Raw genomic sequence first — 21,910 nt, 5'->3', positions numbered from 1 at the left:
TATTTCAAAGCTCTATTTTGGGGGTTACCCAAGGGTCGGGCTATCCGTTACAATCTTTTTTTCAAGGCTTTAGGATGTCCATTTCAATTTATTGAAATCCGAAATTTCAGTTGCATTTCCCTTTCATTATTCAGCAAAAAAAGGATTTCCACTGCTATCCCTAACCCGGAGGTTGGAGATTGGTTTTTGGTTTTTGGTTTTTGGTTTTTGGTTTTTGGTTTTTGGTTTTTGGTTTTTGGTTTTTGGTTTTTGGTTTTTGGTTTTTGGTTTTTGGTTTTTGGTTTTTGGTTTTTGGTTTTTGGTTTTTGGTTTTTGGTTTTTGGTTTTTGGTTTTTGGTTTTTGGTTTTTGGTTTTTCTATAAGACCCTTCAGGTTTCAAAAACCTGAAGGGTCTGAATCCTTTTATTCACAACCTTGAAAATCAACAAAACTTTCAACACCATGGTGTTCGAGCGAAGTCGAGAACCATTAAAATTTAAAGCCAATCAAAACAGCATAAAGCTAACTCCGTGTAACTCTGTGCCTCTTTGCGAATCTCTGCGTTACCACAAATTTCTATGAAAACAGATTCTTAAGTCATTACTCCCTCTGAATGAACAACAAAAAAAAAAACTGTTCAACCTTCGCAAAGATTGAACAGTTTTAAACTAACCAAACATTTTATATGAAAAACGAACCACTGTTTTACATTAACAAGACAAAGTTCCGTAAAAGACAGGATGTGATTTATGATAAATGTCATAAACCCTTGCTATTGCTGTTAAAAATGCGTTAAAGCATTTCAAATAAATTCAAAATGCGTCAAACCCCAATCCAGGGTGTTGGTGAGAAGTCGAGAACCGTTAAACTCTTAATAGAATCACCTTCTCGTCTCCGCTCGAAGATCATAAAATTTTAAGCCTATCAAAACAACATAAAAGGAACTTTATGTATCTCAGTGCCTCTTTAAGAATCTCTACGTTACAACAACTTACAGTCAAACAGATTCTTCAGCCCTTCCTACCTTTAAATAACGGCAAAAAAAAAAAACTGTTCAACCTTCGCAAAGACTGAACAGTTTTAAACTAACCAAACATTTTATATGAAAAACGAACCACTGTTTTACATTAACAAGACAAAGTTCCGTAAAAGGTAGGATGTAGTTTATGATAAATGTCATAAACCCTTGTTATTGCTGTTAAAAATGCGTTAAAGCCTATCAAATAAATCCGATAGCGCGGACTTGTACCTTAAATCCGTAGGTTATAGTATTTTGTTTAGCTGTAATGATTTCTGGTAGTATTTCTCATTTTTTCAGGTGTTAAATGTTTGAAGTTTTTAAGGTTCTTGTGTTTGTGTTTGATCTGTTTGCTTACACAAGGAAGCTACTGTATATAGGATAGCCCCAACTTTGTTGGGGTTTAATTTTTTTTACATTAAACTGTTGGGGCTTGACACTTTTCTTTGTTAAGTTTTAAAGTGAATAATTCCATACACCCTTAATTTATATTGCCTAGCCGTTTTTATCCATTTGGCAGGAATGGATATAAATCTAAAGATGAATTTTTTAATTCTATAGTTTGCCTTTAATCCCTTAAATCGTTTGGAAAACCGTTCTATAATATACTGATACAAATTCCTGCACATAGCAGTAAATAACAGAAAAACTGTATTTTGCTCTAATTTTGAAAACGGCAAGTTGTTCCATCCAAAGTCATTCTTGAGAATATCAAATTCTTTTTCAATCGCTCCACGTTGATTATAAAAATCAACAACTTCATTGATGGACATCGAAAAGTCGTTGGTCAATATCGCTGAATACAAATAAGCATCTTTAGTAAATAAATTTACCTGTTTGTCATTACGCTCTATTTTACTTACAACAAGCCTGTATTCCTTAGTTTTATGGAGTTGTTTTTTTCGTTTTAATGATCTTATAAAGGGAGTGAATTTTATTTCTCCTCTGAAAATTGTTTCGGAGCCGACCCTTTGTTCAGACCAGTTAGTTATTTCAGATATCCTTTTAGCCAATGCGTCGCTCATACATGCTCTAATAAAGAATCGATTAACTTTTGTAGAAATAAAATCAACCACATTAACTTGATAAGAAGCTGCATCGGCTCTAAAAGCATCAATTTGTATTCCTTGATTTTCGAGTTCATAAAACATTCTAGTTAATGTTTCTAACTGTAAATCTTTGGCTGCACTATTTCCATTTCGATTTTCAACATAAACAATATTATTCTTAATTATCCCCACTCCTGGGCAGTATCCAGAGCCCTTTTTGTAAGTTCTTATGCTGTCTTTCTTATTGGTGTATAGAATCGTATTGTCATAATCTAAAATATGATCATTCGTGGTAGTTAAGTTCAACTTTTTCAATAATCTTAAATTCAACTCATTTAAAGTAAAGTTCAAGCCAAATTGATGTAAACTAGTGCCTCTGGGTAATGTAAAAAGGTCTTTTGTCTGTGATAATTCTTTGAATCTATCAAGAATCCTATCAGGACTTGGTACTCTAAAAAAAGGATTATCTCTTAGATGCTCTTTTAAGTTCAACGAGATATCTTCAATACAATCTCCTCCACAAAAATAGATAGACCAAAAGGAATATAATAAGTCTTTCCAACTATAAGAAGCTTGCTGTACTATATGTGGTAAATTGTTTTCAAGCAATGTGCCTAAACCAAGCTGTTCAAACTCATTGATAACAAAATTTAATCCTCCAAAAGGATTAATACGTTGAGATTTTATTATTTTCATAATGTGTTTTTGTAGCAACACCAATTTAGGTGAAAACACACAAAACCGCAAACCTTTGTAAACAAATAGTTTGCGGTTGTTTTTTACTCTATACCTACGGATTTAAGGTACAAGTCCGCGCTATCGGCTTCTCGATCCAAAACATCACTTTTCAATTTTGAGTAAATATCAAAAAAGTTTGATGAGACCCTGAAAATAAATTCAGGGTGACGGAACAGAAGCGTGTAAAACAAAATCAGCACGCTAAACAATAAAGTTAAGCGTGCTGATTACAAAATTTTATATCTTAAATACTAAAGCATTTTAAGCGTATTAAGCTCCTGCTCTGTTAAGTGTTTCCAGCTACCACGCGGAATATCTTTTTTAGTAAGATGCCCGATAGCAACACAGTCTAAATTTATAATATCGTATTTGAAATAATCAAAAATAGTACGGATAATAGTGTTTCCTGTATTTTTAATTTTCAATCCTATTTCCTTTTTTGAAGCGCCGTCGATATAACTAATCTCTTCAACTTCAATTAATTTTCCTTCCGATTTAAAGCCTGCTTGAATCTTTTTTAAATCTTCTAACTTTAAGTTTTTATCCAATTCGATATGGAACAAACGCGCCACACCATTTTTAGAATTGGTGAATTTTGCAGCAACATCATCATCATTGGTAAATAACAATAAGCCTTTAGAGTTACGTCCTAAGCGTCCAATCGGTTTTATTCTAGAACTGGTTGCATTGGCTACTAAATCCATAACTGTTCTTCCTTTACCTTCGCTAGTCGTGGTTGCAAACCCTTTTGGTTTATTTAGTAAAACGTATGCTTTTTTCTCTGGGTTAATTCTTGCACCGTCGTAACGTACCTCATCGCCAGGCTTCACTTTATAGCCCATTTCTGTAATAACTTTTCCGTTTACAGAAACTAAACCTGTGGCAATATGTACATCAGCCTCACGTCGTGAGCACATTCCCGAATTGGCTACGTATTTATTTAATCTAATTTCACCAGGGTTTCCTGCAGGCTTAGATGTTGTGTTTTTAGGTGCCACATTGGCTTTTTTTATAGGAGCATTTCCTCTTGCATAACTGGTGGAACGTTGGTTTCCACTACCACGTCCCGATGGTTTTCCTTTTCCTTTACTTCCTTGATGTCTGTTCATGACTAATAATTTTATGCAAAGATATACTTAAAATTATGACTTCTTAATGATGATGCCCAAAGTTTAAGCGTTTTATTTACTAGTAAGTTTAAAAATCTAATATTTTTGATTTTTGTAAAAAAAATGACCAATAGCGCTTTTGAAATCCGACACTAAATCCGATTCAATATCACATGCACATCAATTAGCAAAATACTGAACACCCCTGCTAGAATAATGAGCTTTAGAATATTATGAAGGATTAAGTAATGTAATTTTGCTTTAGATTTCCACAACAAAAACAGGAATATTAAAAGTAAAAATATGCTCAAATAGAAAAACATATCCATGTGACCAACATCAAATTTAAACAGTAACAGGTAAGCTGGCACCAACGTTAACAACGCTAAAATAGTAAGCATCACTTTAGAAACGCGCTCGCCGTATGCCACTGGAATAGTCACATAATTCTGAGCAATATCACCTTTAATATTTTCCAAATCTTTAGTTAGCTCGTGCATGGAAATCATTAAAAACAAGAAAATGGCATGTACAAAAATGACCGTTTCATAGTTTTTATAGTACATAAAAATGGCAAAAAACGGCGTGATCATAAGTATGGCCGAAGTCAAATTTCCAATAAAAGGCATTTTTTTCAACTTATGGGAATACAACCAAATGCCGAAAATGTAAATTGAAAAGAACACAACGGCTCGAAACGACACATAACTCGCCATGATGACTGCCAAAAAATTAAGCACAAAATAAAAGGAAAGCTTGGTATTCTGACTCACTAATTTATCCAAGCGCGATTTTATAGGTCGATTGATTAAATCTTTCTCCGAATCGTAAAAATTATTAATGATATAGCCCCCAGCAATAGTTGCTGATGATGCCAAAACTAGCATGAGCAAATTAAGGTCGGAAACGACTTCTTTTAATGGCTTGTCATGAGCCAAAATATAAATAGACGTTAAATACTGTGCTATGATAACAATTAAAATATTATAACCGCGCACTACAGAAAACATACTAAAAAACTTAAGTAGAATGAGCTTCTGTTTTCTGCTTAACATGGGAGAAGTATTTTATTGAAAGCCTAAAGTTAGGAATAACTCTAAGATTTAAAAATTATAAACCACCTCCAATTTATAATCACTAAGCGATTTTTTAGCTTTTTCGATATCCTCTGTAAAACCAAGAATATAGCCACCACCGCCAGAGCCGCAAAGTTTTAAATAGTAGTCGTTGGTATTGATACCATTTTCCCATAGTTCATGAAACTGCTGTGGAATCATCGGTTTAAAATGACTTAAAACAATTTTAGACAATTGCTTCGTATTTTTAAACAAAGACTTCACGTTACCCTTAAGGAAATCTTCTACGCAGGCATCGGTATGTTTTATGAATTGGGTTTTAAGCATATTACGGAAACCTTCTTGTTTCATATTTTCCATAAACAAACTCACCATAGGAGCTGTTTCTCCAATAATACCACTATCAATTAAAAACACAGCGCCTTTACCTTCACTTTGCTGTGCTGGTATGCCTGTTGCTTCGATATTATCTTTAGAGTTTATTAAAATAGGAATGCTTAAATAGCTATTTAAAGGATCTAGTCCAGAAGATTTTCCGTGGAAAAACGATTCCATTTCCGAAAAAATAGCTTTTAGTTTTAATAGCTTTTCTCTGGTTAGATTTTCAAGAACGGTTATTTTATCAAAAGCATACTGATCGTAAATGGCAGCCACTAAAGCACCGCTACTTCCTACGCCATATCCTTGAGGAATAGAAGAATCGAAATACATGCCCGAATCTACATCTTCCTTCAACAACGCATAATCAAAACGCACCAATTCAGAATCGATATTCTGAATATATTCAGCAAAGCGCTTTAAACTCGCATTCGATTTTATAGCAGCCTCCGAAGGGTTTTCAGACTTCTTTAAAGCACCGTTATAAAAATTGTAAGGAATGGATAGGCCTTTAGAATCTTTGATGATTCCGTATTCGCCGAAAAGTAGAATTTTAGAATAGAATAAAGGTCCTTTCATCTTTTTCAATTAACAATTGATAGTTAATAATTAATAATTACTTAAGTTTTGACGTTTTAATAATACTTGTCAACAACTTCAATATCTCTTTAACATCAAATTCGAGGCTAAGATACTCAGAATTATTTAAATAGCCTGTTTCCTTAAGTAAATCCAGCCAATATTCCGTTTCATTTGCCTCTTTTAATGAAATCGAGAGTTTATGAATAAAATCCGCTTTACTCTCAGCATGTTCCGCTTCCCTAACGTTAGCACCAATTGAGGTACCCGAACGAAGTAATTGCTTTGATAACACAAATTCTTCATGTTCTGTTATTAAGAACCTATACAGATTAACAATTCTTACTGCAAAATTAAAACTTTTAGTTTTAATAACATTATCCCTCTTCATTGTTAATTTTCAATTGTTATTTATCAATTGACAGGCTCCGAACCCTACTGAATCATGAATAAACTGCTTATTTTGACAAAAATCTGCCAACTCCATTTCAATAAACATTCTTACTGCCTTAGCTTCATGTTCTGGATACAACACATGAACGTTTGCACCAGCATCTAGTGTAAAACAAACTTTAGAGCCTGTTTCTGCGCGAAACTCCCATATTTTATTAATAATTTCCAACGTATTAGGCTTCATCAGGATAAAATACGGCATACTGGTCATCATCATAGCATGAAGCGTTAAAGCTTCACTTTCCACCAAAGCGATAAATTCATCCAAATCACCCGATTTTAAAATTTGGGTAATCGTTTTTAAGTTTTTATCGGCTTGCTTAAAACGTTCTTGTGCGAAAGGGTGTCCGTGCATCAAATTATGTCCCACCGTGCTACTCACCACTTTTTCACCTTTATCCACCAACAAAATGGTGTCTTGGTAATTTTTAAACGCCTTATGGACTTGATGTGGAAATTTCACACCAAACAAATCGGAACTCCCTTCAATAGACTCATGTTGTCCCCACACTACCAAATCACCTTCCAGACTTCTACAAGCAGATCCGGAACCCAAACGGGCTAAAAACGAGGCCTTTTGAATGAAATAAGTTTCCGCTTGAGATTCCTCGACTCCGCTCGGAATGACAGAACCACCCATTAACGCCTCTTCAATACTCATTAAACACAAGGCCAAAGCACTCATTCCTGAAGCTGAAGATGCAATTCCTGAACTATGAGGAAAAGTATTAGACGTTTCAATTTTAAAATGATAGGCTTTTAAAAATGGTAAATACACCTCAACACGATTAAAAAAAGTTTCTATTTTAGATTTAAAACTCTCTTTTTTTTCACCATCCAAATACACATCAAATGAAAAGGCTTCCTTATCAGCTTTTTTTGAAAAACTTAAAGTCGTAGTCGTTTTACAATTATTTAAAGTAAAACTGATAGACGGATTTTCAGGAATCTGATCTTTCTTTTTACCCCAATATTTTACTAAAGCGATATTACTTGGCGACGACCATGTAAAAGCGCCTTTTTCGATAGGGTTTGTGTATGGTTTAGGTATAAAATTATTTTCTGTCATGTTATAATGTTCAGTAAAACGGATTTTGCTTGGCAAAAGTAAGGAAATATCTGGTGGACTTTTTAATTAGCTTCAGACAAAGCTAAAAGCTTAACCATCGTTTTATAATTTCTGGCGGTGGCTGTTATTTTGAGTTTACGTTCAAAGAAATTGTTACTACATTTTGCCTTCCCGTATCCTATGGCACTATAGAAATAAATGCATTCTGGAGTGATTACAAATTCCTCATTAGGAAAACTTAATCCTGAAACGCCTTCAATGACTTCCTGTTGCGGCGACTCATATAAAAATGTAAAATAACTGTTTTTCTTTTTTTCTTCGGAAAAAGGACACCCATCAAAAATACACTGCAGATCTTTATGAGTTTTTATTAAAACAGGCACATCAAAACCAAAATGTGATTCAATCGCTTGATGTATTTTTAATTCTAATTTTTGAAGATTTTCTTCAGAAGATTGAAACAAAACATTCCCACTTTGAATATAGGTTTGAACGTTTTCTAACCCACTACCAGAAAGCAACTCACGAAGTTCAACCATGGGAATTTTCTTTTGTCCGCTTACATTAATCCCTCTTAAAAGGGCGATATAGGTTTTCATTTAAAAATCTTGTTTTTGGTTAAGAAAGCTCAATATTCGCACTTCATCATCAACCACTACATAGTGAAATGAATAATTGAATTTTTCAAACAGATGGATTCTTATGTTTTTGTAGCGAACTTGTCTTGTTAAAGGATGCTTTTCTAAAAATATTATTTGCTCACTCAACTCCTTCAAAAACGAGTCTTCAATGTTTTTCGTTTTAAAATAACAAACTGCTAAATCAATTTCCCTAAAAGCTTCTGGAGTTATAATTAATTTATAAACCATACTTCTTCTTAACAGCATCCATTGATATGAAATCTATTTCATTCTTCTCCATTTTATCTAAGATATCATCCATCATCGCCTTATAGGCTTCGGAAGGTTCGCTAAAACGCACAGCTTGCTCCTCTAAAGTATATTCTATATAATTTTTTAACGAGCGCTTTTCGAGCTTGGCTTGCTTTTCTAGAATCTCAATAGCTTTATCGTCTAATTCAATAAGTTTTTTCGTCTTTCCCATGATATATATTTTATATATTAAATATATACAAAATATATTAAAACGAATAGATTTTATACTTTTATTAAAGACAATCCCTTACCCCATCTTACTAGAGGGGGAAACTGTTATGAATAAACTACCTTTAATTTGTTACTTCATTTAACGCAAAAGTTTCCCTCCTAATAAGGAGAGACTAAGGGAGGTGTAAAACACATACCCTTAAATTTTGAACATAAATTCTATTTCATGTTAGAAAAAACATCGACAACACACCCCTTAATCCCCTCTTGCTAGAGGGGAAACTGTTATGAATAATTTTACTTTATAATTATTACTCTTTTCTAGCGTATGAGTTTCCCTCCTAATAAGGAGGGACTAAGGGAGGTGTAAAACCATACTCTTCAAATTTAAAAATATAATCTTCGATGGCTCTAATAACATTATCAATATCATTCATAATTTGATAATCTGAGAAACGTAAAACATGAATATCTAGCTCATTTAAACGTTTTGTTTTTTTGACATCTTTCTCATAAACCTCTAATATTTGATGAGAATAGCCATCACATTCAATTGCTAATTGTAATTTGTTGCAAAAAAAGTCAACTATATATTCATCAATCGGTTTTTGTCTATGAAAATCGTAACCATACATTTGATTCCGTCTTAGATAAGTCCACAGTTTAATTTCTGATTTTGTGGAATTATTTCGAAGCTGCCTTGCAAACTCTTTGAGTTTTGGATTATAGTTTATTTTCATTTTACAAATGTACGAAAAACCAACAAAAACAATCTTTAATACCATCTTACTAGAGGAGAAACTGTTATGAAAAAATCTCCAATAAAATTGTTACTTCTTTTAGCGCATGAGTTTCCCGTCTAATAAGGAGGGACTAAGGGAGGTGTAAAACTATACCTTTTATTTTAGAACATAAATTCATTTCATGTTTGAGAAACTTCCACAACACACCCCTTAATCCCCTCTTTCTAGAGGGGAAACTGTTACGAAAAATCGTTGTATGATTATGAGTTTTTTTGGTGTATGAGTTTCCCTCCTAATAAGGAGGGACTAAGGGAGGTGTAAAACAATACTGCTTAATTTTTGAACCTAGTATTCATTTCAAGGTTCTAAAAAACTTTGACCACACCCCTTAATCCCCTCTTACTAGAGTTGAAACTGTTGTGAAAAATTCTGTTCTATGATTGTTTAAACGGACTTCGCTATATCTCGAGCTGCAATAAAAGCTCCAGTCCAAGCATTTTGGAAATTAAATCCTCCTGTAACGGCATCGATATTTAAAACTTCGCCTGCGAAATAAAGGTTTTCAACATACTTACTCTCAAAAGTTTTAAAATTTACTTCTTTTAGATTGACACCTCCAGCGGTAACAAACTCCTCTTTAAACGTACTTTTTCCATCTACGTTAAACACGGCAGAAGTTAGTTGTTTTGCTAAGGCTTCTAATTGCATTTTATTTAAATCTGCCCAGCGTGTAGTCTCTGACATTTCTGAAGCTAAAACCAATTTATGCCATAGTCGCTTAGGCAAATCAAACTGCGTAGATTTAAATACCGTTTTTTTAGGCATGGTTTGTTTCAGGTCTTTTAAAACATCTAAAGCAGCTTCAGAAGATTGACGTATAAAATTAATTTCTATTAGAAATTTATAGTCGCGTTTAGCTAATTCTAATGCTCCGAAGGCCGACAATTTTAAAATAGAAGGCGCACTCATACCCCAGTGTGTAATAAGTAACGGCCCTTCACTCCACAGGTTGGTTCCTAAAACTTTCACCTCTACATTTAAAGCCACAACACCAGGAATATCCTGTATGCGCTCATCTTTAATATTAAAAGTAAATAAGGAAGGAACCGGTTCGGAAACACTGTGCCCCAAACCCTCTAAAATTTTCCATATTTTCGGATTGCTTCCTGTTGCCACCAATATTTTATAGGAAGTAAAACGATTATCGGAAGTTTGAATAACAAAAGCATCACCTTCTTTTTCTATCGATTTTACAGGTTGATTATACAAGACATCAACCCCGTGTTTCTGGGCTTCACTTAAAAAGCAATCGATAATGGTTTGTGACGAATTTGAAACTGGAAACATGCGGCCATCATCCTCAATTTTTAACTCTACACCACGCTCTTCAAACCAAGCGATGGTATCACCCGTCATAAACTTATGAAAAGGACCAAGGAGTTCTTTCTCCCCGCGAGGATAATTTTTAATCAATTCTGAAGGCATAAATTCGGCGTGAGTAACATTGCAGCGTCCACCACCAGAAACCTTAACTTTAGCTAAGCCTTCTTTTGCTCGCTCTAAAATAGCAACTTGCAATTGGGGATTGTTTTCAGCAATATTAATGGCTGCGAAAAAACCTGCGGCTCCGCCACCAATAATTATGACATCCTTTTTGATCATATTCTGTCTGGATAATCAGAAATAATCCCGCTAACACCATATTCAATCATACGTTCAATAGGTTTTAAGTTATTCACGGTATAGGCAATAACCTTGAAATCCTGACGCAATTCTTCCACATTTTCGGGAGTTAGCATGGTGTAATTGGGATGAATAGATGTGGCGTTTATCTGTTTCGCGAAGTTGACAGCTTCTTCCAAATTGGTATTAGTAAGCACACCAAGCGGAATGTTTTTATTTATTTCAAAAACCTCTTCTAACAAATCAAATTGAAAACTAGACACAATAATATTGTTGTAATCCCATCCTTTTTTATCAACAAAAAATGTAATAAGACGGCAAGCTTCTTTTGCTGTATCCTGACCTTTTAGCTCAATATTCAACAAGCATTTATTGTCAACCAAAGTAAGCACCTGCGATAAGGTTGCGATTTGATAGCGGCCTTTAACTTTAACTTTCTTAAGATTGTTTAGAGTGTGTTTAGAAATTTCTCCAAAACCATCGGTAACGCGATTTAGGGTAAAATCGTGAAAAACCACCAATTCACCAGAGGCACAGCGATGCACATCGATTTCGATGCCATCAACTTTTAAGTCTAGGGCTTTTTTAATGGATTCTAGTGTGTTTTCGGCAAGGTGACCTTTGGCTCCGCGATGCCCTATTTTCAATACTTTGTTTGTCATTTTTTTTCAATTGGACGCATTAAACCTTCTTGTGCTACCGAGGCTATTAATTTACCATCACGCGTGAAAATATTTCCTCTTGCAAAGCCTCTAGCACTTGCAGAGCTGGGCGATTCTATTGAAAACAACATCCAATCGTTAAAATCAAAGTCTCTAAAATACCACATCGAATGGTCTAAACTAGCCGTTTGTGTATTGCCCCAATGCGCTTTACTGGCATGCGGATTAAGAGCAGACACTAAAATATTATAATCTGAAATATACGTTAAAATTTGCTGTTTTGTGGCTAAATCTAAATTTTTAGCATCACCTTTTAATTTGAACCACACATCGGTAAATGGTGGTAAATCTTTTCTTTCTAAAGGGTTTCCAATTTCGGTAGGCTTAAATTCTATAGGGCGATCAACTTCAAAAAAGGCTTTCAATCCCTTGGGTAAAAAATCACCAAACTGGTTTAAAATATCGGTCCAACTCAATAACGCTTCAGGCTGTTTTAAACCTGATTTCATTTCGATTTGATGGCTATAACCTAGCTCATCAATATGAAAAGATGCTGCCAGAATAAAGATGGTATTTTCGCTCTGGTGCGCCGTAACCCGACGTACCGAAAAACTACCACCATCTCTAACCACAGTAACATTATAGGTAATGGGGTAATCCAGATTTCCAGCCTCTAAAAAATAAGCATGCATGGAATGTAAACTTCTTTGGCCAGACACCGTACGACTTGCAGCATTAATAGCCTGAGCCAGAACTTGACCACCAAAAACAATTGGACTCCCAATAGTTTTACTTATGCCATTAAACACATAATCATTTACCTTTTCTAAAACCAATAGTTTTAATAAATCATCAACAGTAGTCATGGCTAATTCTTCTTTTTCGCAGTAAATCTATTAAATAATAGGCGGCTATTAGAATGTTTTGCTAACAGATTCTTGAAAATTAGTTTTTAAATGAATTCAAAAACGCTCTTATCGCTTAAAACTACAACAAATCTTGTTATTTCCTAACATGACATTCATCATAATAACACATTTAACCCTCTATAGACCAGCACTATGAATTAACGTAGACCAAACTCAGTAAACTTCATAGAAGGTTTACTTATTGAAATCGTTCAAAATTAAAAATTACTACGATTTATTGAAGGGCCTAACGCCAAACACCATATTTTTTGGTATTATCAACCATGAGATTTATCATTAAAACACAATCACGCTTTAATTCCAGTCTAATTCGCTTCGCTCCTGCCAATAAAAACCTGGAGAAACCGCTAGTGCTTTTAAGGCCTTTACATCGGCATCTTCTAGCTCAAAAGCATTCGCTTTTAAATTTTCTTTCAATTGGGTTACATTCGAGGCTCCACTAAGCACATAATCTGGCTGCAAGCTATCCATAACAAAACGCAAAGCCATGGCATCGACTCCAACGTCGTATTTATCTGCTAACTTATTTAAAAGTGTATAAGCTACTTTATATTTCGGGAAGTTTTCACTTTCAAAAACACGTCCATTAGCCAAAGCTTCTTTAATAATTACCGTTTTTCCGCTTCTAATAAGCGTGCGTAAAACATCAAATGTAGACTGTTCAAGAACATTATAAGACACTTGAAAGCTATCAAATAAAAGATTACCATTCACTTCAATTTTTAATGCTTCGGAAATGACCTTTTTTTGATTTTCACCACTCGTTGTAATGCCGATGTGCAGCCCCGTGTCTTCTTTAATTCGGAACAATGCTTCTAGAACACTTTGATTTTCTAAAATACCACTATCAAAAGTTGCCGAATGCACTTGGTAATATTTTAAATGGGGAATCATTTTTTTTGAAACTGCCCATTGCTCCAGTAATTTCTCTAAAGAATGTTCCTTGATTTCATGCTTACCAGGGTAACCCAATTGCCAGTTGGCCACATACGTATACCCCCATTTGGTTCCTAAAATAACATCTTCATGGTTAGTCAGGGTGTTCCATTCTTGCAGAAAAGCTTCGCCTTTTCCATACGATGGTGCGGTATCAAAATACCTAACACCCAATTTATAGGCTTCATCTAAAACCGAAAATGTCGTGTTTTTAAAGGCTGTTTCCGATTTATCAATATCGTGATTTGTTCTAATATTTATATATTCTGGTCTGCCCAAAGCTGCTAAACCTAACCCTATTTTTGTAACTGATGTTTTGATGACTTTTATTTTTATTTTAACAAATGATCTATTTCGCTATAATACGTCATGCTGAACTTGTTTCAGCATCACATAATGATAATCCCTGATGATGCGACCCTGAAACAAGTTCAGGGTGACGCACGTCTTTAATTAATTATATTCTACGAGCTACAAGACAACATGGAACAGCCTACTTTATTACGTGCCCATTCTGGCCGTTTGGCAAACCATTTTTCGTATTCAGGTTGTTCGGCATAAGGCTGTTTTAAAAGCTGAAATAATTCGTCAATTAATTTATAATCGCCTTTATCGGCATCATCAATAGCTAATTGTGCCATGTAATTTCGTAATACGTATTTCGGATTCACGCCATTCATTTTTTCTTTCCTTTCTGAAGAAGAAACAGACTCCAATTTTAAACGCTCGGCATAACTTTGAAACCATTGGCTCCATCGGGTTTTAATCGCTTCGGAAATGGTATCAGGCGTATAAAAGGCTTCTGAAATTACGCTGAAACCTTCATCAGCTTTTTCAGCATTAAAATTGGCTAACAATCGGAAGAAAATTGTCATATCGGTTTCCGTGAGGTGCAACACATCTTCTAAATCTTGAATCAATGCAAGATCGGAATCGGACTCTTCTAACAATCCTAATTTTGAGCGCATCATCTTTAAGGACTCCGCTTCAAAATTGGTTTGATAGGTGTTTAATATCGCTTCTAGAGCTGGCACATCTTCAATTAACGGATAAAGTGCATTGGCCAATTGTAACAAATTCCAAAGCCCCATGTTGGGCTGATTACCAAAACGGTAACGTTTATGCTGTCTGTCGGTGGTGTTAGGGGTCCACCCAAAATCGAAGCCCTCTAACCAACCGTAAGGACCGTAATCTATGGTTAGCCCTAGAATAGACATGTTATCAGTATTCATTACACCATGCACAAAACCAACCCGTTGCCAGTGAATTATCATGTCAAGCGTACGCTGAGTCACTTCATTAAAAAATGCCAAATAAGTGTCTTTCGAAGGATTTCCTAAATGGGAAAAATGATGTTTTATGGTGTAATCGACTAAAGTTTTAAGTGTTTTATGGTCTTGTCTTGCAGCGAATATTTGATAGTTTCCAAAGCGTAAAAATGACTCGGCGGCTCGACAAACGATAGCACCTTTTTCGTATTCGGGATTACCATTATACAACACATCGCGCAACACTTGGTCGCCAGATAAGGCCAAAGACAAAGCTCGGGTTGTTGGCACCCCTAAATGAAACATGGCTTCACTACATAAATACTCACGAATAGACGAGCGTAATACTGCCAAACCGTCGGCTGTTCTTGAATAAGGTGTTTCACCTGATCCTTTTAATTGTAACGCCCAGTTTTTATTATTATAAATTACTTCACATAAATTTATAGCACGACCATCACCCAATTGCCCAGCCCAATTCCCAAACTGATAGCCGCCATAACACATGGCGTATGGAGTTGTGTTTAGTAAAACTTCATTTCCAGTAAATACCTTTAAAAAAGCTTCCGATTTACTGTCTTCTTTTGAAAGTCCGAGATTGGCAAGCATTTCAGGAGACACATGAAGCATTTCTGGTTGTGCTGTTTTTTTAGGCGTCACATAGGAAAAACAGGCTTTTTCAACCTGTCTTCTGCTGTTTTCCAGAATAGGGTCTGCGGGTAATTCTTTGGTGAAATTGTCGTTTATATTTAGTTTCATGCTTTTAATTTATCCGAATGTAATTTTCGAAGTTTCGTCAGTTTTGGTGTAATTACAAAACTACAATAACCTTGCGTGGGATGCGTGCGGTAATAATTTTGATGTTCAGCTTCAGCTTCATAAAACACATTTAAAGGTGAATTTTCAGTCACAATAGGGTTTTCGTAATAGGTGCTTATTTCGTCGATCACATTTTTAGCAATTTGTTCTTGTTTATCATCGTGAAAATAAATCACCGAACGGTATTGCGTTCCGCGATCGGCTCCTTGCTGATTTAAAGTGGTAGGATCGTGTGTGGTCATAAAAATGATTAAAATATCTTGATACGAAATCACATCAGCATCAAAAGTAATTTGAATCACTTCGGCGTGTCCTGTTAATCCGGAACAAATCTCCCGATAAGTAGGATGCCCAGGCACAGTTCCTCCCGAATATCCAGAGACTACTTTTTCAACCCCTTCTACTTCCTGAAAAACCGCTTCGGTACACCAAAAACAGCCGCCACCTAAAGTTGCTACTTGTATATTGCTCATACTTTTTCTTTTTCTAAAACCATAGACTCCGAATTGATGCAATAACGCAATCCGCTAGGTTCTGGTCCGTCAGGAAAAACATGTCCTAAGTGTGCATCGCATACATTACACATCACCTCCACGCGTACCATACCATAAGTGGTGTCTTTTTCGTATTTAATGGCATTCTCGGTAATAGGCTGCGTAAAACTTGGCCAACCGGTTCCTGAACTAAATTTTATAGTAGAATCGAACAGGGGCGCATCGCAACACACACAATTGTATTTGCCTTCATCGTACGCGGTACACAAATCGCCACTATGCGCACGCTCGGTGCCTTTTTGCCTTGTAATTCTGTATTGTTCTGGCGTTAGTTGTTCTAGCCATTCGGCTTCGCTTTTTTCAACGCGTTTATTAGGAACGGGATTACCATTCACTGCAAAATGCATAATATCTTTCCATGTTAACATATAAGTGCTCGTTTCATTAGAATTTATTAGTTTCAAAGGTGATAATAGTCGTAAATAAGGCTAAAAACTTTCTTTAAGACGCCAAAACCACATTTCAAATAGACTATAAATTTACAAACAAAAACTGTGAATCTGTTATTCTGTCAATGGCGGTCATAAAAATCTTAAAAAGAAAAAGCTTCCCTTTTCAAGAACATATCCTGAAAAGAGAAGCTTTAAAAATTTATACTTTTAAAGGACTAATTTCCTTTTTTGTAATCTTCTAAGAATTTCGCTAAACCGATATCGGTTAAAGGATGTTTTAATAAGCCTTTAATAGACGATAATGGTCCTGTCATGACATCAGATCCTAATTTTGCGCAATCAATAACGTGCATTGTGTGACGTACTGAAGCGGCTAAAATTTGAGTTTCGAAACCGTAGTTATCGTAAATCTGTCTGATTTCTGCAATAAAGTTTAAACCATCTGTAGAAATATCATCTAAACGACCAATAAAAGGAGACACATAAGTAGCACCTGCTTTTGCAGCCAATAAAGCTTGACCAGCAGAGAATACTAAAGTTACGTTGGTTCTAATGCCTTTATCTGAAAAATATTTACAAGCTTTAATACCATCGGCAATTAAAGGAAGTTTTACCACGATTTGTGGGTGTAAAGCAGCAAGGGCTTCACCTTCTTTAACCATACCTTCAAAATCGGTTGAAATTACCTCGGCACTTACATCACCTTCAACAATATCACAGATTTTTGTATAGTGTGCTAAAATATTTTCAGCACCTGTAATACCTTCTTTCGCCATTAAAGACGGGTTTGTTGTTACCCCATCTAAAACTCCTAAAGCTTGTGCTTCAGCGATATCATCAAGGTTTGCTGTATCAATAAAAAATTTCATAATTATGCAGTTTTGTATGCTGTTTTTAAATATTCTAATACTTCGTTGCTTACTTTTTCGCCTGTGAATCCGAATTTCTCATCCAATACCCCTGCAGGAGCAGAGTAACCGAAATGATCGACTCCAAACACTTTTCCGTTAGCACCAACAAGACCTTCTAAGTTCACCGGTAAACCAGCTGTTAAACCAAATAATGGTTTGTCTTGTGGAATAACACTGTTTTGGTACGCTTTAGATTGTAATCTGAAAACACCTTCAGAAATTACAGAAGCGATGTTTACTTTTAAACCTTTTTCAGCTTCTAAAATTTCAGCAGCAGCGATTAAAGTCGCAACCTCAGAACCATTGGCGATAAGCACCACATCTGGGTTTTCAACTTCTTTCACTAAATACCCACCTTTTTCGGCAGCTAAAGCCTCTTGATATCTTGATGCTCCTTGAGGAGCAACATCTTTAATACCTTGTCTAGAAAGGATTAAACCAGAAGGTGTATTTTTATTTTCTAACGCCATTTTCCAAGCCACGTTTGTTTCTGCTGAATCGGCAGGACGTAAGGCTAAGAAACTTGGGTTTCCGCTGTGGTTTTTTAATTTTTCAAGTAAACGAATTTGCGCTTCTTGCTCGATTGGTTGGTGTGTTGGACCATCTTCACCTACTCTAAAGGCATCGTGAGTCCATACATATTTAACACCCAATTCTTGAATACCACTCAAACGAATGGCTGGTTTCATATAATCTGAAAACACAAAGAATGTTGCTACAACCGGAATGATACCACCGTGTAAAGCTAAACCGTTTGCGATACAAGCCATAGTTAACTCGGCAACACCAGCTTGTAAAAAGGCTCCTGAAAAATCACCTTTTTTCATCGCGTGAGTTTTCTTTAAGAAACCATCGGTTTTATCTGAATTTGATAAATCGGCAGAAGACACAATCATGTTTTCTACATTTTCCGCAAGGTACCCTAAAACCGCTGAAGACGCTGCTCTAGTTGCTAAACCTTCTTTTTGAGGAATATTAAAATCTAATTCTGGTAATTCTCCAGAGAAGAAGAAGTCCAATTTCTCTGCTAATACAGGATTAGCTTCTCTCCACGTATTAATTTCTGCTTTCTTTTCAGCAGCTTTGGCTGTTTTTTCAGCAATAATATTTTTATAGAAATCGGCTACTTCAGGATAAATCTCAAATGGATTATTAACGTCTGCACCTAAATTTTCTAATGTTTTTTCGTAATCGGCACCAGTAGCTCCAATGGGCTGACCGTGTAATTCGCAATAGCCTTCAAACATACCACCATCGGCAGTTACACAACCTTTACCCATAATGGTTTTACCAATAATTAAGGTTGGTTTTTCAGTTTCAGCATTAGCATCTTTTAAAGCTTTTCTAATTTCATCGTGGTTATGCCCGTCGATAGTAACAACTTTCCATCCCCAAGACTCGTATTTCATAGCCGTATCTTCCGTAGTTACCTCATCAGTAGATGTTGATAACTGGATATCGTTAGAATCGAAAAACATGATAAAGTTGCTTAACCCTAAGTGTCCAGCAATACGTCCTGCACCTTGAGAAACTTCTTCTTGAATACCACCATCAGAAATAAATCCATAAACTTTATGGTTCATCCAATCGCCAAATTTAGCTTGTAAAAACTTCGCACCAATAGCAGCTCCCACACCCATCGTGTGTCCTTGCCCTAAAGGTCCAGAGGTATTTTCAATACCACGTTTTACATCAACTTCTGGGTGACCAGGTGTGATAGAACCCCATTGTCTGAAATTAGCAACATCATCTTTAGCATAGTTTCCTAATAGGTAATACTGTGCATACATTAAAGTAGACAAGTGACCAGCATCCATAAAGAAACGGTCTCTAAAAGGCCACTCCATATCTGTAGGGTCATAATTAAAAAATTCTGAGTATAAAATGTGCATAAAATCTGCACCACCCATAGGGCCACCTGGGTGACCTGATTTCGCTTTTTCTACCATAGCAACAGCTAATGCTCTAATATTATCTGCTGCTTGCTGATCATTTTGTTTGTTCATTTTTTAATTATAGTTTGTGTATTATAATCTTAGCTTAAAGATTTTCATTAGAAATAAACGCATACTAACACTAATTCCAATCCCATAAAATTCAACCTAACACCTTAATATGCCCTAAGAACCAAGTATTAACATGGATTCTTATTTCCTTATAATAGGGTACTTTAATTGATTTTTTTGCAAATATATAACCTTTAATGGGTTGAGTTAAAAAAAACCATAGAATTTAATTAAAATTAACGAAAGCGTTTTCGATGAATTTTAAGAATGTTAAATCAAAGATTAGAATTCATGATATCCAGAGAACTATACCTTTAAAAACCGAATTTAAATTCCATAAAAAAGGTTCAACTATAAAAGTCGAACCTTTTCTCCGCTTATACATTTTAAAATAAAATGCTTCCCACAAGTTTAATAATGCAAACTTATTTTTTTATAAAACGCTTTACAATCACCTTTTTATTGTTACTTTTTAGTTGGTTATAGTTTCATGAGCTTTTCAATAGCTGTTTCGCCATCGGCTTTAACACGTATTAAATACATACCTGTTTCTAAATTTGAAACATTGACTCTAGGCGAATTGGTTTGGGTTCCTTTAACCTTTTTAACTATTTTTCCAGACATGGATAATACCTCAATCTCCAAATTACTAATCGGCTTATTAAAATTCAGGTTAAAAAAATCGGATGTTGGATTAGGAAAAATGCTCAACTGCGATTCTAATATCTCTTTTACCCCCAAGGTTAAATCAGAACTTTCAAACAACTTGTCGTAGGCTGGCAAAGTACCATCGTCCCATAAAAAACTGTGTGGATGTCCACTACCATTGCCATCGTTATCATACCAGGCTGGTTTAACATCTTTAAAATCTGCAACAATAGCCACCGACTTATCTAGTATATCCTGAATAATCTGTTCAGCATTAGGTTCAGAGTTTCTAAGATTAGTCGTTTCACCAGGGTCTGTAGAAATATCATATAAACGCCACGAACCATTCCCTCCGGTTTTAACAATTTTCCATTTATCGTAAACAATACCTCCATTATGAAAACCATTTTGAGGTCTCATGACTATTAATGGGGCATCAGATCTAGAGTCTTCACCAGCTATAAGCTTATCCATAAAATCTACACCATCAAGAGTTTTTGCACTTGGCACGGCACCTCCTGCTAAATTCACTAAAGTTGGATAAAGGTCCAAGGAACTAATTTGGTGTTCATAAGTGACATTAGCACTAATTTGATTTGGCCAATGCACAAACATAGGCACTTTATGCCCGCCTTCATTCACACTGCCTTTTAATGCCGCAAGCGGATAGTTAACAGCGCCTTTACTATAAGTATAACCGCCATTATCACTTAAAAAGATGATCACGGTATTATTATACACCGACATGTCTTTTTTAAGCTCGGCAATTAAGCGTCCGATATTGTCATCCATATTAGTAACCATAGTAGCATACACGACACGGTCTTGCACAAACTGTTCGATAACAGCTGGTCTATCTGCCTCAGGATGTTTTGTTACTTGATTAGCCGTAGTCATGTAATCGCTATTTCGAATTAAATCCTCAAAATTCGGATTATTAGCTTTAAAAGCAGCTATTTCATCAGAAGGCGCTTCTAAAGGTGTATGCGGTGCATTATAGGCTAAGTACATAAAAAATGGATCTTGGCCACCTGCATTTGTACTAATATAACTTATAGCATCATCGGTAAGAATATCGGTCAAATAATCTTCGTCTGGAGCATTACTAAATTCATTTCTATCAATGTAATCTCTATTGCGCCATAAAGGATCTTGGTATTCATTGGTAACAGCAACACCATTACCAACTCTTCTATAATAAGAGTCTTCGTAACCTTCTTCAAAATATCCTTTTCCTCCACCTAACATGCCGAAAAAGTAATCGAATCCTCTATCCAAGGGCTGGTGTGCGCCTTCAACAAAACCTAAATGCCATTTACCAAAAGCTGCTGTTTTATATCCCGTATTTTGTAATAATTCAGGAAAAAAAATTTCGCTAGTTGGCAACCCTAAAGGCGTTGTAGTATCGTTAGGCAGGTTATATTGTGCACCCAAACGATGCGGCATAACGCCCGACATAATAGCGGCTCGACTTGGCCCACAAAAAGGATGAGCTACATGCGCGTTTGTAAGCACCACCCCTTGATCGGCTAAAGCGTCGATATGTGGTGTTGGAATGATTCCTAAATCTGCAGGAAAATTTGAATCGCGGTTAAAGCCAACATCAGCATAACCTAAATCGTCGGCTAGAATAACTATAATATTGGGCCGACTTCCTTTTGTAGTTTGTGCCCATATGCTATTGAGGCAAAGTGCAAAAACTAGAAAACAAAGATTTTTTCTAAGAGTAAAATTTATCATAAATAGATCAGGTTTAGTTTAGTGATGTCAAAACTAACCGAAACCAAAATGACTTACTTTGAATC

The 21,910-nt window shown here is 35.5% G+C and carries 20 protein-coding genes; 1 reads left to right on the top strand and 19 read right to left on the bottom strand.

Annotated features, from left to right (window positions below; all coding sequences use genetic code 11):
- Positions 1 to 91: 91 nt before the first annotated feature.
- Positions 92 to 418 (top strand): hypothetical protein, encoded by a 327-nt coding sequence (locus tag JJL45_RS04875; protein ID WP_202664328.1) that lies wholly within the window; start codon positions 92 to 94, stop codon positions 416 to 418.
- Between the two features lie 1,028 nt (positions 419 to 1,446).
- Here the strand turns inward: JJL45_RS04875 and JJL45_RS04870 are convergent.
- The 19 genes from JJL45_RS04870 to JJL45_RS04780 form a co-directional block, all read right to left on the bottom strand.
- On the bottom strand, positions 1,447 to 2,742 hold the full coding sequence (locus JJL45_RS04870) for an IS1380 family transposase (protein ID WP_202664122.1): 1,296 nt from the start codon (positions 2,740 to 2,742) through the stop codon (positions 1,447 to 1,449).
- Between the two features lie 293 nt (positions 2,743 to 3,035).
- Positions 3,036 to 3,893, bottom strand: coding sequence for a pseudouridine synthase (locus tag JJL45_RS04865; RefSeq protein ID WP_202664327.1), 858 nt, complete (start codon positions 3,891 to 3,893; stop codon positions 3,036 to 3,038).
- Positions 3,894 to 4,045: 152 nt separating this feature from the next.
- Positions 4,046 to 4,948, bottom strand: coding sequence for a geranylgeranylglycerol-phosphate geranylgeranyltransferase (locus JJL45_RS04860; protein ID WP_202664326.1), 903 nt, complete (start codon positions 4,946 to 4,948; stop codon positions 4,046 to 4,048).
- 48 nt (positions 4,949 to 4,996) lie between these two features.
- Positions 4,997 to 5,926, bottom strand: coding sequence for a mevalonate kinase (locus JJL45_RS04855; RefSeq protein WP_067147170.1), 930 nt, complete (start codon positions 5,924 to 5,926; stop codon positions 4,997 to 4,999).
- 37 nt (positions 5,927 to 5,963) lie between these two features.
- On the bottom strand, positions 5,964 to 6,317 hold the full coding sequence (locus tag JJL45_RS04850; RefSeq protein ID WP_202664325.1) for a four helix bundle protein: 354 nt from the start codon (positions 6,315 to 6,317) through the stop codon (positions 5,964 to 5,966).
- Positions 6,318 to 6,326: 9 nt separating this feature from the next.
- On the bottom strand, positions 6,327 to 7,448 hold the full coding sequence (locus tag JJL45_RS04845; RefSeq protein ID WP_202664324.1) for a diphosphomevalonate/mevalonate 3,5-bisphosphate decarboxylase family protein: 1,122 nt from the start codon (positions 7,446 to 7,448) through the stop codon (positions 6,327 to 6,329).
- A gap of 62 nt (positions 7,449 to 7,510) precedes the next feature.
- Positions 7,511 to 8,047, bottom strand: a complete 537-nt coding sequence (locus JJL45_RS04840; protein WP_202664323.1) for a DUF1697 domain-containing protein — start codon at positions 8,045 to 8,047, stop codon at positions 7,511 to 7,513.
- A gap of 259 nt (positions 8,048 to 8,306) precedes the next feature.
- A complete protein-coding gene (locus JJL45_RS04835; RefSeq protein WP_068605224.1) occupies positions 8,307 to 8,552 on the bottom strand; it encodes a hypothetical protein in 246 nt (81 codons plus the stop codon).
- Between the two features lie 343 nt (positions 8,553 to 8,895).
- Positions 8,896 to 9,294, bottom strand: a complete 399-nt coding sequence (locus JJL45_RS04830; protein ID WP_082936005.1) for an endonuclease domain-containing protein — start codon at positions 9,292 to 9,294, stop codon at positions 8,896 to 8,898.
- A 447-nt stretch (positions 9,295 to 9,741) separates the two neighbouring features.
- On the bottom strand, positions 9,742 to 10,959 hold the full coding sequence (locus JJL45_RS04825) for an NAD(P)/FAD-dependent oxidoreductase (RefSeq protein WP_202664322.1): 1,218 nt from the start codon (positions 10,957 to 10,959) through the stop codon (positions 9,742 to 9,744).
- Positions 10,956 to 11,642: a glycerophosphodiester phosphodiesterase gene (locus tag JJL45_RS04820; protein ID WP_068605228.1), complete on the bottom strand. Its 687-nt coding sequence runs from the start codon at positions 11,640 to 11,642 to the stop codon at positions 10,956 to 10,958. Before JJL45_RS04820 ends, JJL45_RS04825 begins: the two co-directional genes overlap by 4 nt.
- Positions 11,639 to 12,508 carry an acyl-CoA thioesterase gene (locus tag JJL45_RS04815; RefSeq protein ID WP_202664321.1) on the bottom strand — a complete coding sequence of 290 codons (870 nt, stop codon included), beginning with the start codon at positions 12,506 to 12,508 and terminating at the stop codon, positions 11,639 to 11,641. The genes JJL45_RS04820 and JJL45_RS04815 overlap by 4 nt, the downstream gene beginning before the upstream one ends.
- Before the next feature lie 357 nt (positions 12,509 to 12,865).
- Complete coding sequence (locus JJL45_RS04810) at positions 12,866 to 13,807, bottom strand: aldo/keto reductase (RefSeq protein ID WP_317191997.1); 942 nt, start codon at positions 13,805 to 13,807, stop codon at positions 12,866 to 12,868.
- A gap of 164 nt (positions 13,808 to 13,971) precedes the next feature.
- Positions 13,972 to 15,534 (bottom strand): protein adenylyltransferase SelO, encoded by a 1,563-nt coding sequence (locus JJL45_RS04805; protein WP_202664320.1) that lies wholly within the window; start codon positions 15,532 to 15,534, stop codon positions 13,972 to 13,974.
- On the bottom strand, positions 15,531 to 16,067 hold the full coding sequence (msrA, locus tag JJL45_RS04800) for a peptide-methionine (S)-S-oxide reductase MsrA (RefSeq protein ID WP_202664319.1): 537 nt from the start codon (positions 16,065 to 16,067) through the stop codon (positions 15,531 to 15,533). Before msrA ends, JJL45_RS04805 begins: the two co-directional genes overlap by 4 nt.
- A complete protein-coding gene (gene msrB / locus JJL45_RS04795; RefSeq protein ID WP_202664318.1) occupies positions 16,064 to 16,516 on the bottom strand; it encodes a peptide-methionine (R)-S-oxide reductase MsrB in 453 nt (150 codons plus the stop codon). The genes msrA and msrB overlap by 4 nt, the downstream gene beginning before the upstream one ends.
- Positions 16,517 to 16,755: 239 nt before the next feature.
- The gene (gene fsa / locus JJL45_RS04790) at positions 16,756 to 17,409 is read right to left on the bottom strand and encodes a fructose-6-phosphate aldolase (RefSeq protein WP_202664317.1); all 654 of its coding nucleotides are present in this window, start codon (positions 17,407 to 17,409) and stop codon (positions 16,756 to 16,758) included.
- Between the two features lie 2 nt (positions 17,410 to 17,411).
- Positions 17,412 to 19,457 carry a transketolase family protein gene (locus JJL45_RS04785; RefSeq protein WP_202664316.1) on the bottom strand — a complete coding sequence of 682 codons (2,046 nt, stop codon included), beginning with the start codon at positions 19,455 to 19,457 and terminating at the stop codon, positions 17,412 to 17,414.
- Positions 19,458 to 19,937: 480 nt separating this feature from the next.
- Positions 19,938 to 21,845 (bottom strand): sulfatase-like hydrolase/transferase, encoded by a 1,908-nt coding sequence (locus tag JJL45_RS04780; RefSeq protein WP_202664315.1) that lies wholly within the window; start codon positions 21,843 to 21,845, stop codon positions 19,938 to 19,940.
- Positions 21,846 to 21,910 lie beyond the last annotated feature (65 nt).

Origin of the sequence: Tamlana sp. s12, from assembly GCF_016767215.1 — a bacterium.
In the GTDB taxonomy this organism is placed as follows: Bacteria; Bacteroidota; Bacteroidia; order Flavobacteriales; family Flavobacteriaceae; genus Pseudotamlana; species Pseudotamlana agarivorans.
This window is presented reverse-complemented; position numbering and strand designations above follow the sequence as displayed.

Excerpts from the sequence above, each read along its gene's own strand:
- JJL45_RS04785 (WP_202664316.1), bottom strand. The coding sequence starts at position 19,457 with ATGAACAAACAAAATGATCAGCAAGCAGCAGATAATATTAGAGCATTA.
- JJL45_RS04860 (WP_202664326.1), bottom strand. The coding sequence starts at position 4,948 with ATGTTAAGCAGAAAACAGAAGCTCATTCTACTTAAGTTTTTTAGTATG.
- JJL45_RS04835 (WP_068605224.1), bottom strand. The coding sequence starts at position 8,552 with ATGGGAAAGACGAAAAAACTTATTGAATTAGACGATAAAGCTATTGAG.
- JJL45_RS04870 (WP_202664122.1), bottom strand. The coding sequence starts at position 2,742 with ATGAAAATAATAAAATCTCAACGTATTAATCCTTTTGGAGGATTAAAT.
- msrA (WP_202664319.1), bottom strand. The coding sequence starts at position 16,067 with ATGAGCAATATACAAGTAGCAACTTTAGGTGGCGGCTGTTTTTGGTGT.
- JJL45_RS04855 (WP_067147170.1), bottom strand. The coding sequence starts at position 5,926 with ATGAAAGGACCTTTATTCTATTCTAAAATTCTACTTTTCGGCGAATAC.
- JJL45_RS04830 (WP_082936005.1), bottom strand. The coding sequence starts at position 9,294 with ATGAAAATAAACTATAATCCAAAACTCAAAGAGTTTGCAAGGCAGCTT.
- JJL45_RS04825 (WP_202664322.1), bottom strand. The coding sequence starts at position 10,959 with ATGATCAAAAAGGATGTCATAATTATTGGTGGCGGAGCCGCAGGTTTT.
- JJL45_RS04865 (WP_202664327.1), bottom strand. The coding sequence starts at position 3,893 with ATGAACAGACATCAAGGAAGTAAAGGAAAAGGAAAACCATCGGGACGT.
- fsa (WP_202664317.1), bottom strand. The coding sequence starts at position 17,409 with ATGAAATTTTTTATTGATACAGCAAACCTTGATGATATCGCTGAAGCA.
- msrB (WP_202664318.1), bottom strand. The coding sequence starts at position 16,516 with ATGTTAACATGGAAAGATATTATGCATTTTGCAGTGAATGGTAATCCC.
- JJL45_RS04840 (WP_202664323.1), bottom strand. The coding sequence starts at position 8,047 with ATGAAAACCTATATCGCCCTTTTAAGAGGGATTAATGTAAGCGGACAA.
- JJL45_RS04815 (WP_202664321.1), bottom strand. The coding sequence starts at position 12,508 with ATGACTACTGTTGATGATTTATTAAAACTATTGGTTTTAGAAAAGGTA.
- JJL45_RS04845 (WP_202664324.1), bottom strand. The coding sequence starts at position 7,448 with ATGACAGAAAATAATTTTATACCTAAACCATACACAAACCCTATCGAA.
- JJL45_RS04805 (WP_202664320.1), bottom strand. The coding sequence starts at position 15,534 with ATGAAACTAAATATAAACGACAATTTCACCAAAGAATTACCCGCAGAC.
- JJL45_RS04850 (WP_202664325.1), bottom strand. The coding sequence starts at position 6,317 with ATGAAGAGGGATAATGTTATTAAAACTAAAAGTTTTAATTTTGCAGTA.
- JJL45_RS04820 (WP_068605228.1), bottom strand. The coding sequence starts at position 11,642 with ATGACAAACAAAGTATTGAAAATAGGGCATCGCGGAGCCAAAGGTCAC.
- JJL45_RS04780 (WP_202664315.1), bottom strand. The coding sequence starts at position 21,845 with ATGATAAATTTTACTCTTAGAAAAAATCTTTGTTTTCTAGTTTTTGCA.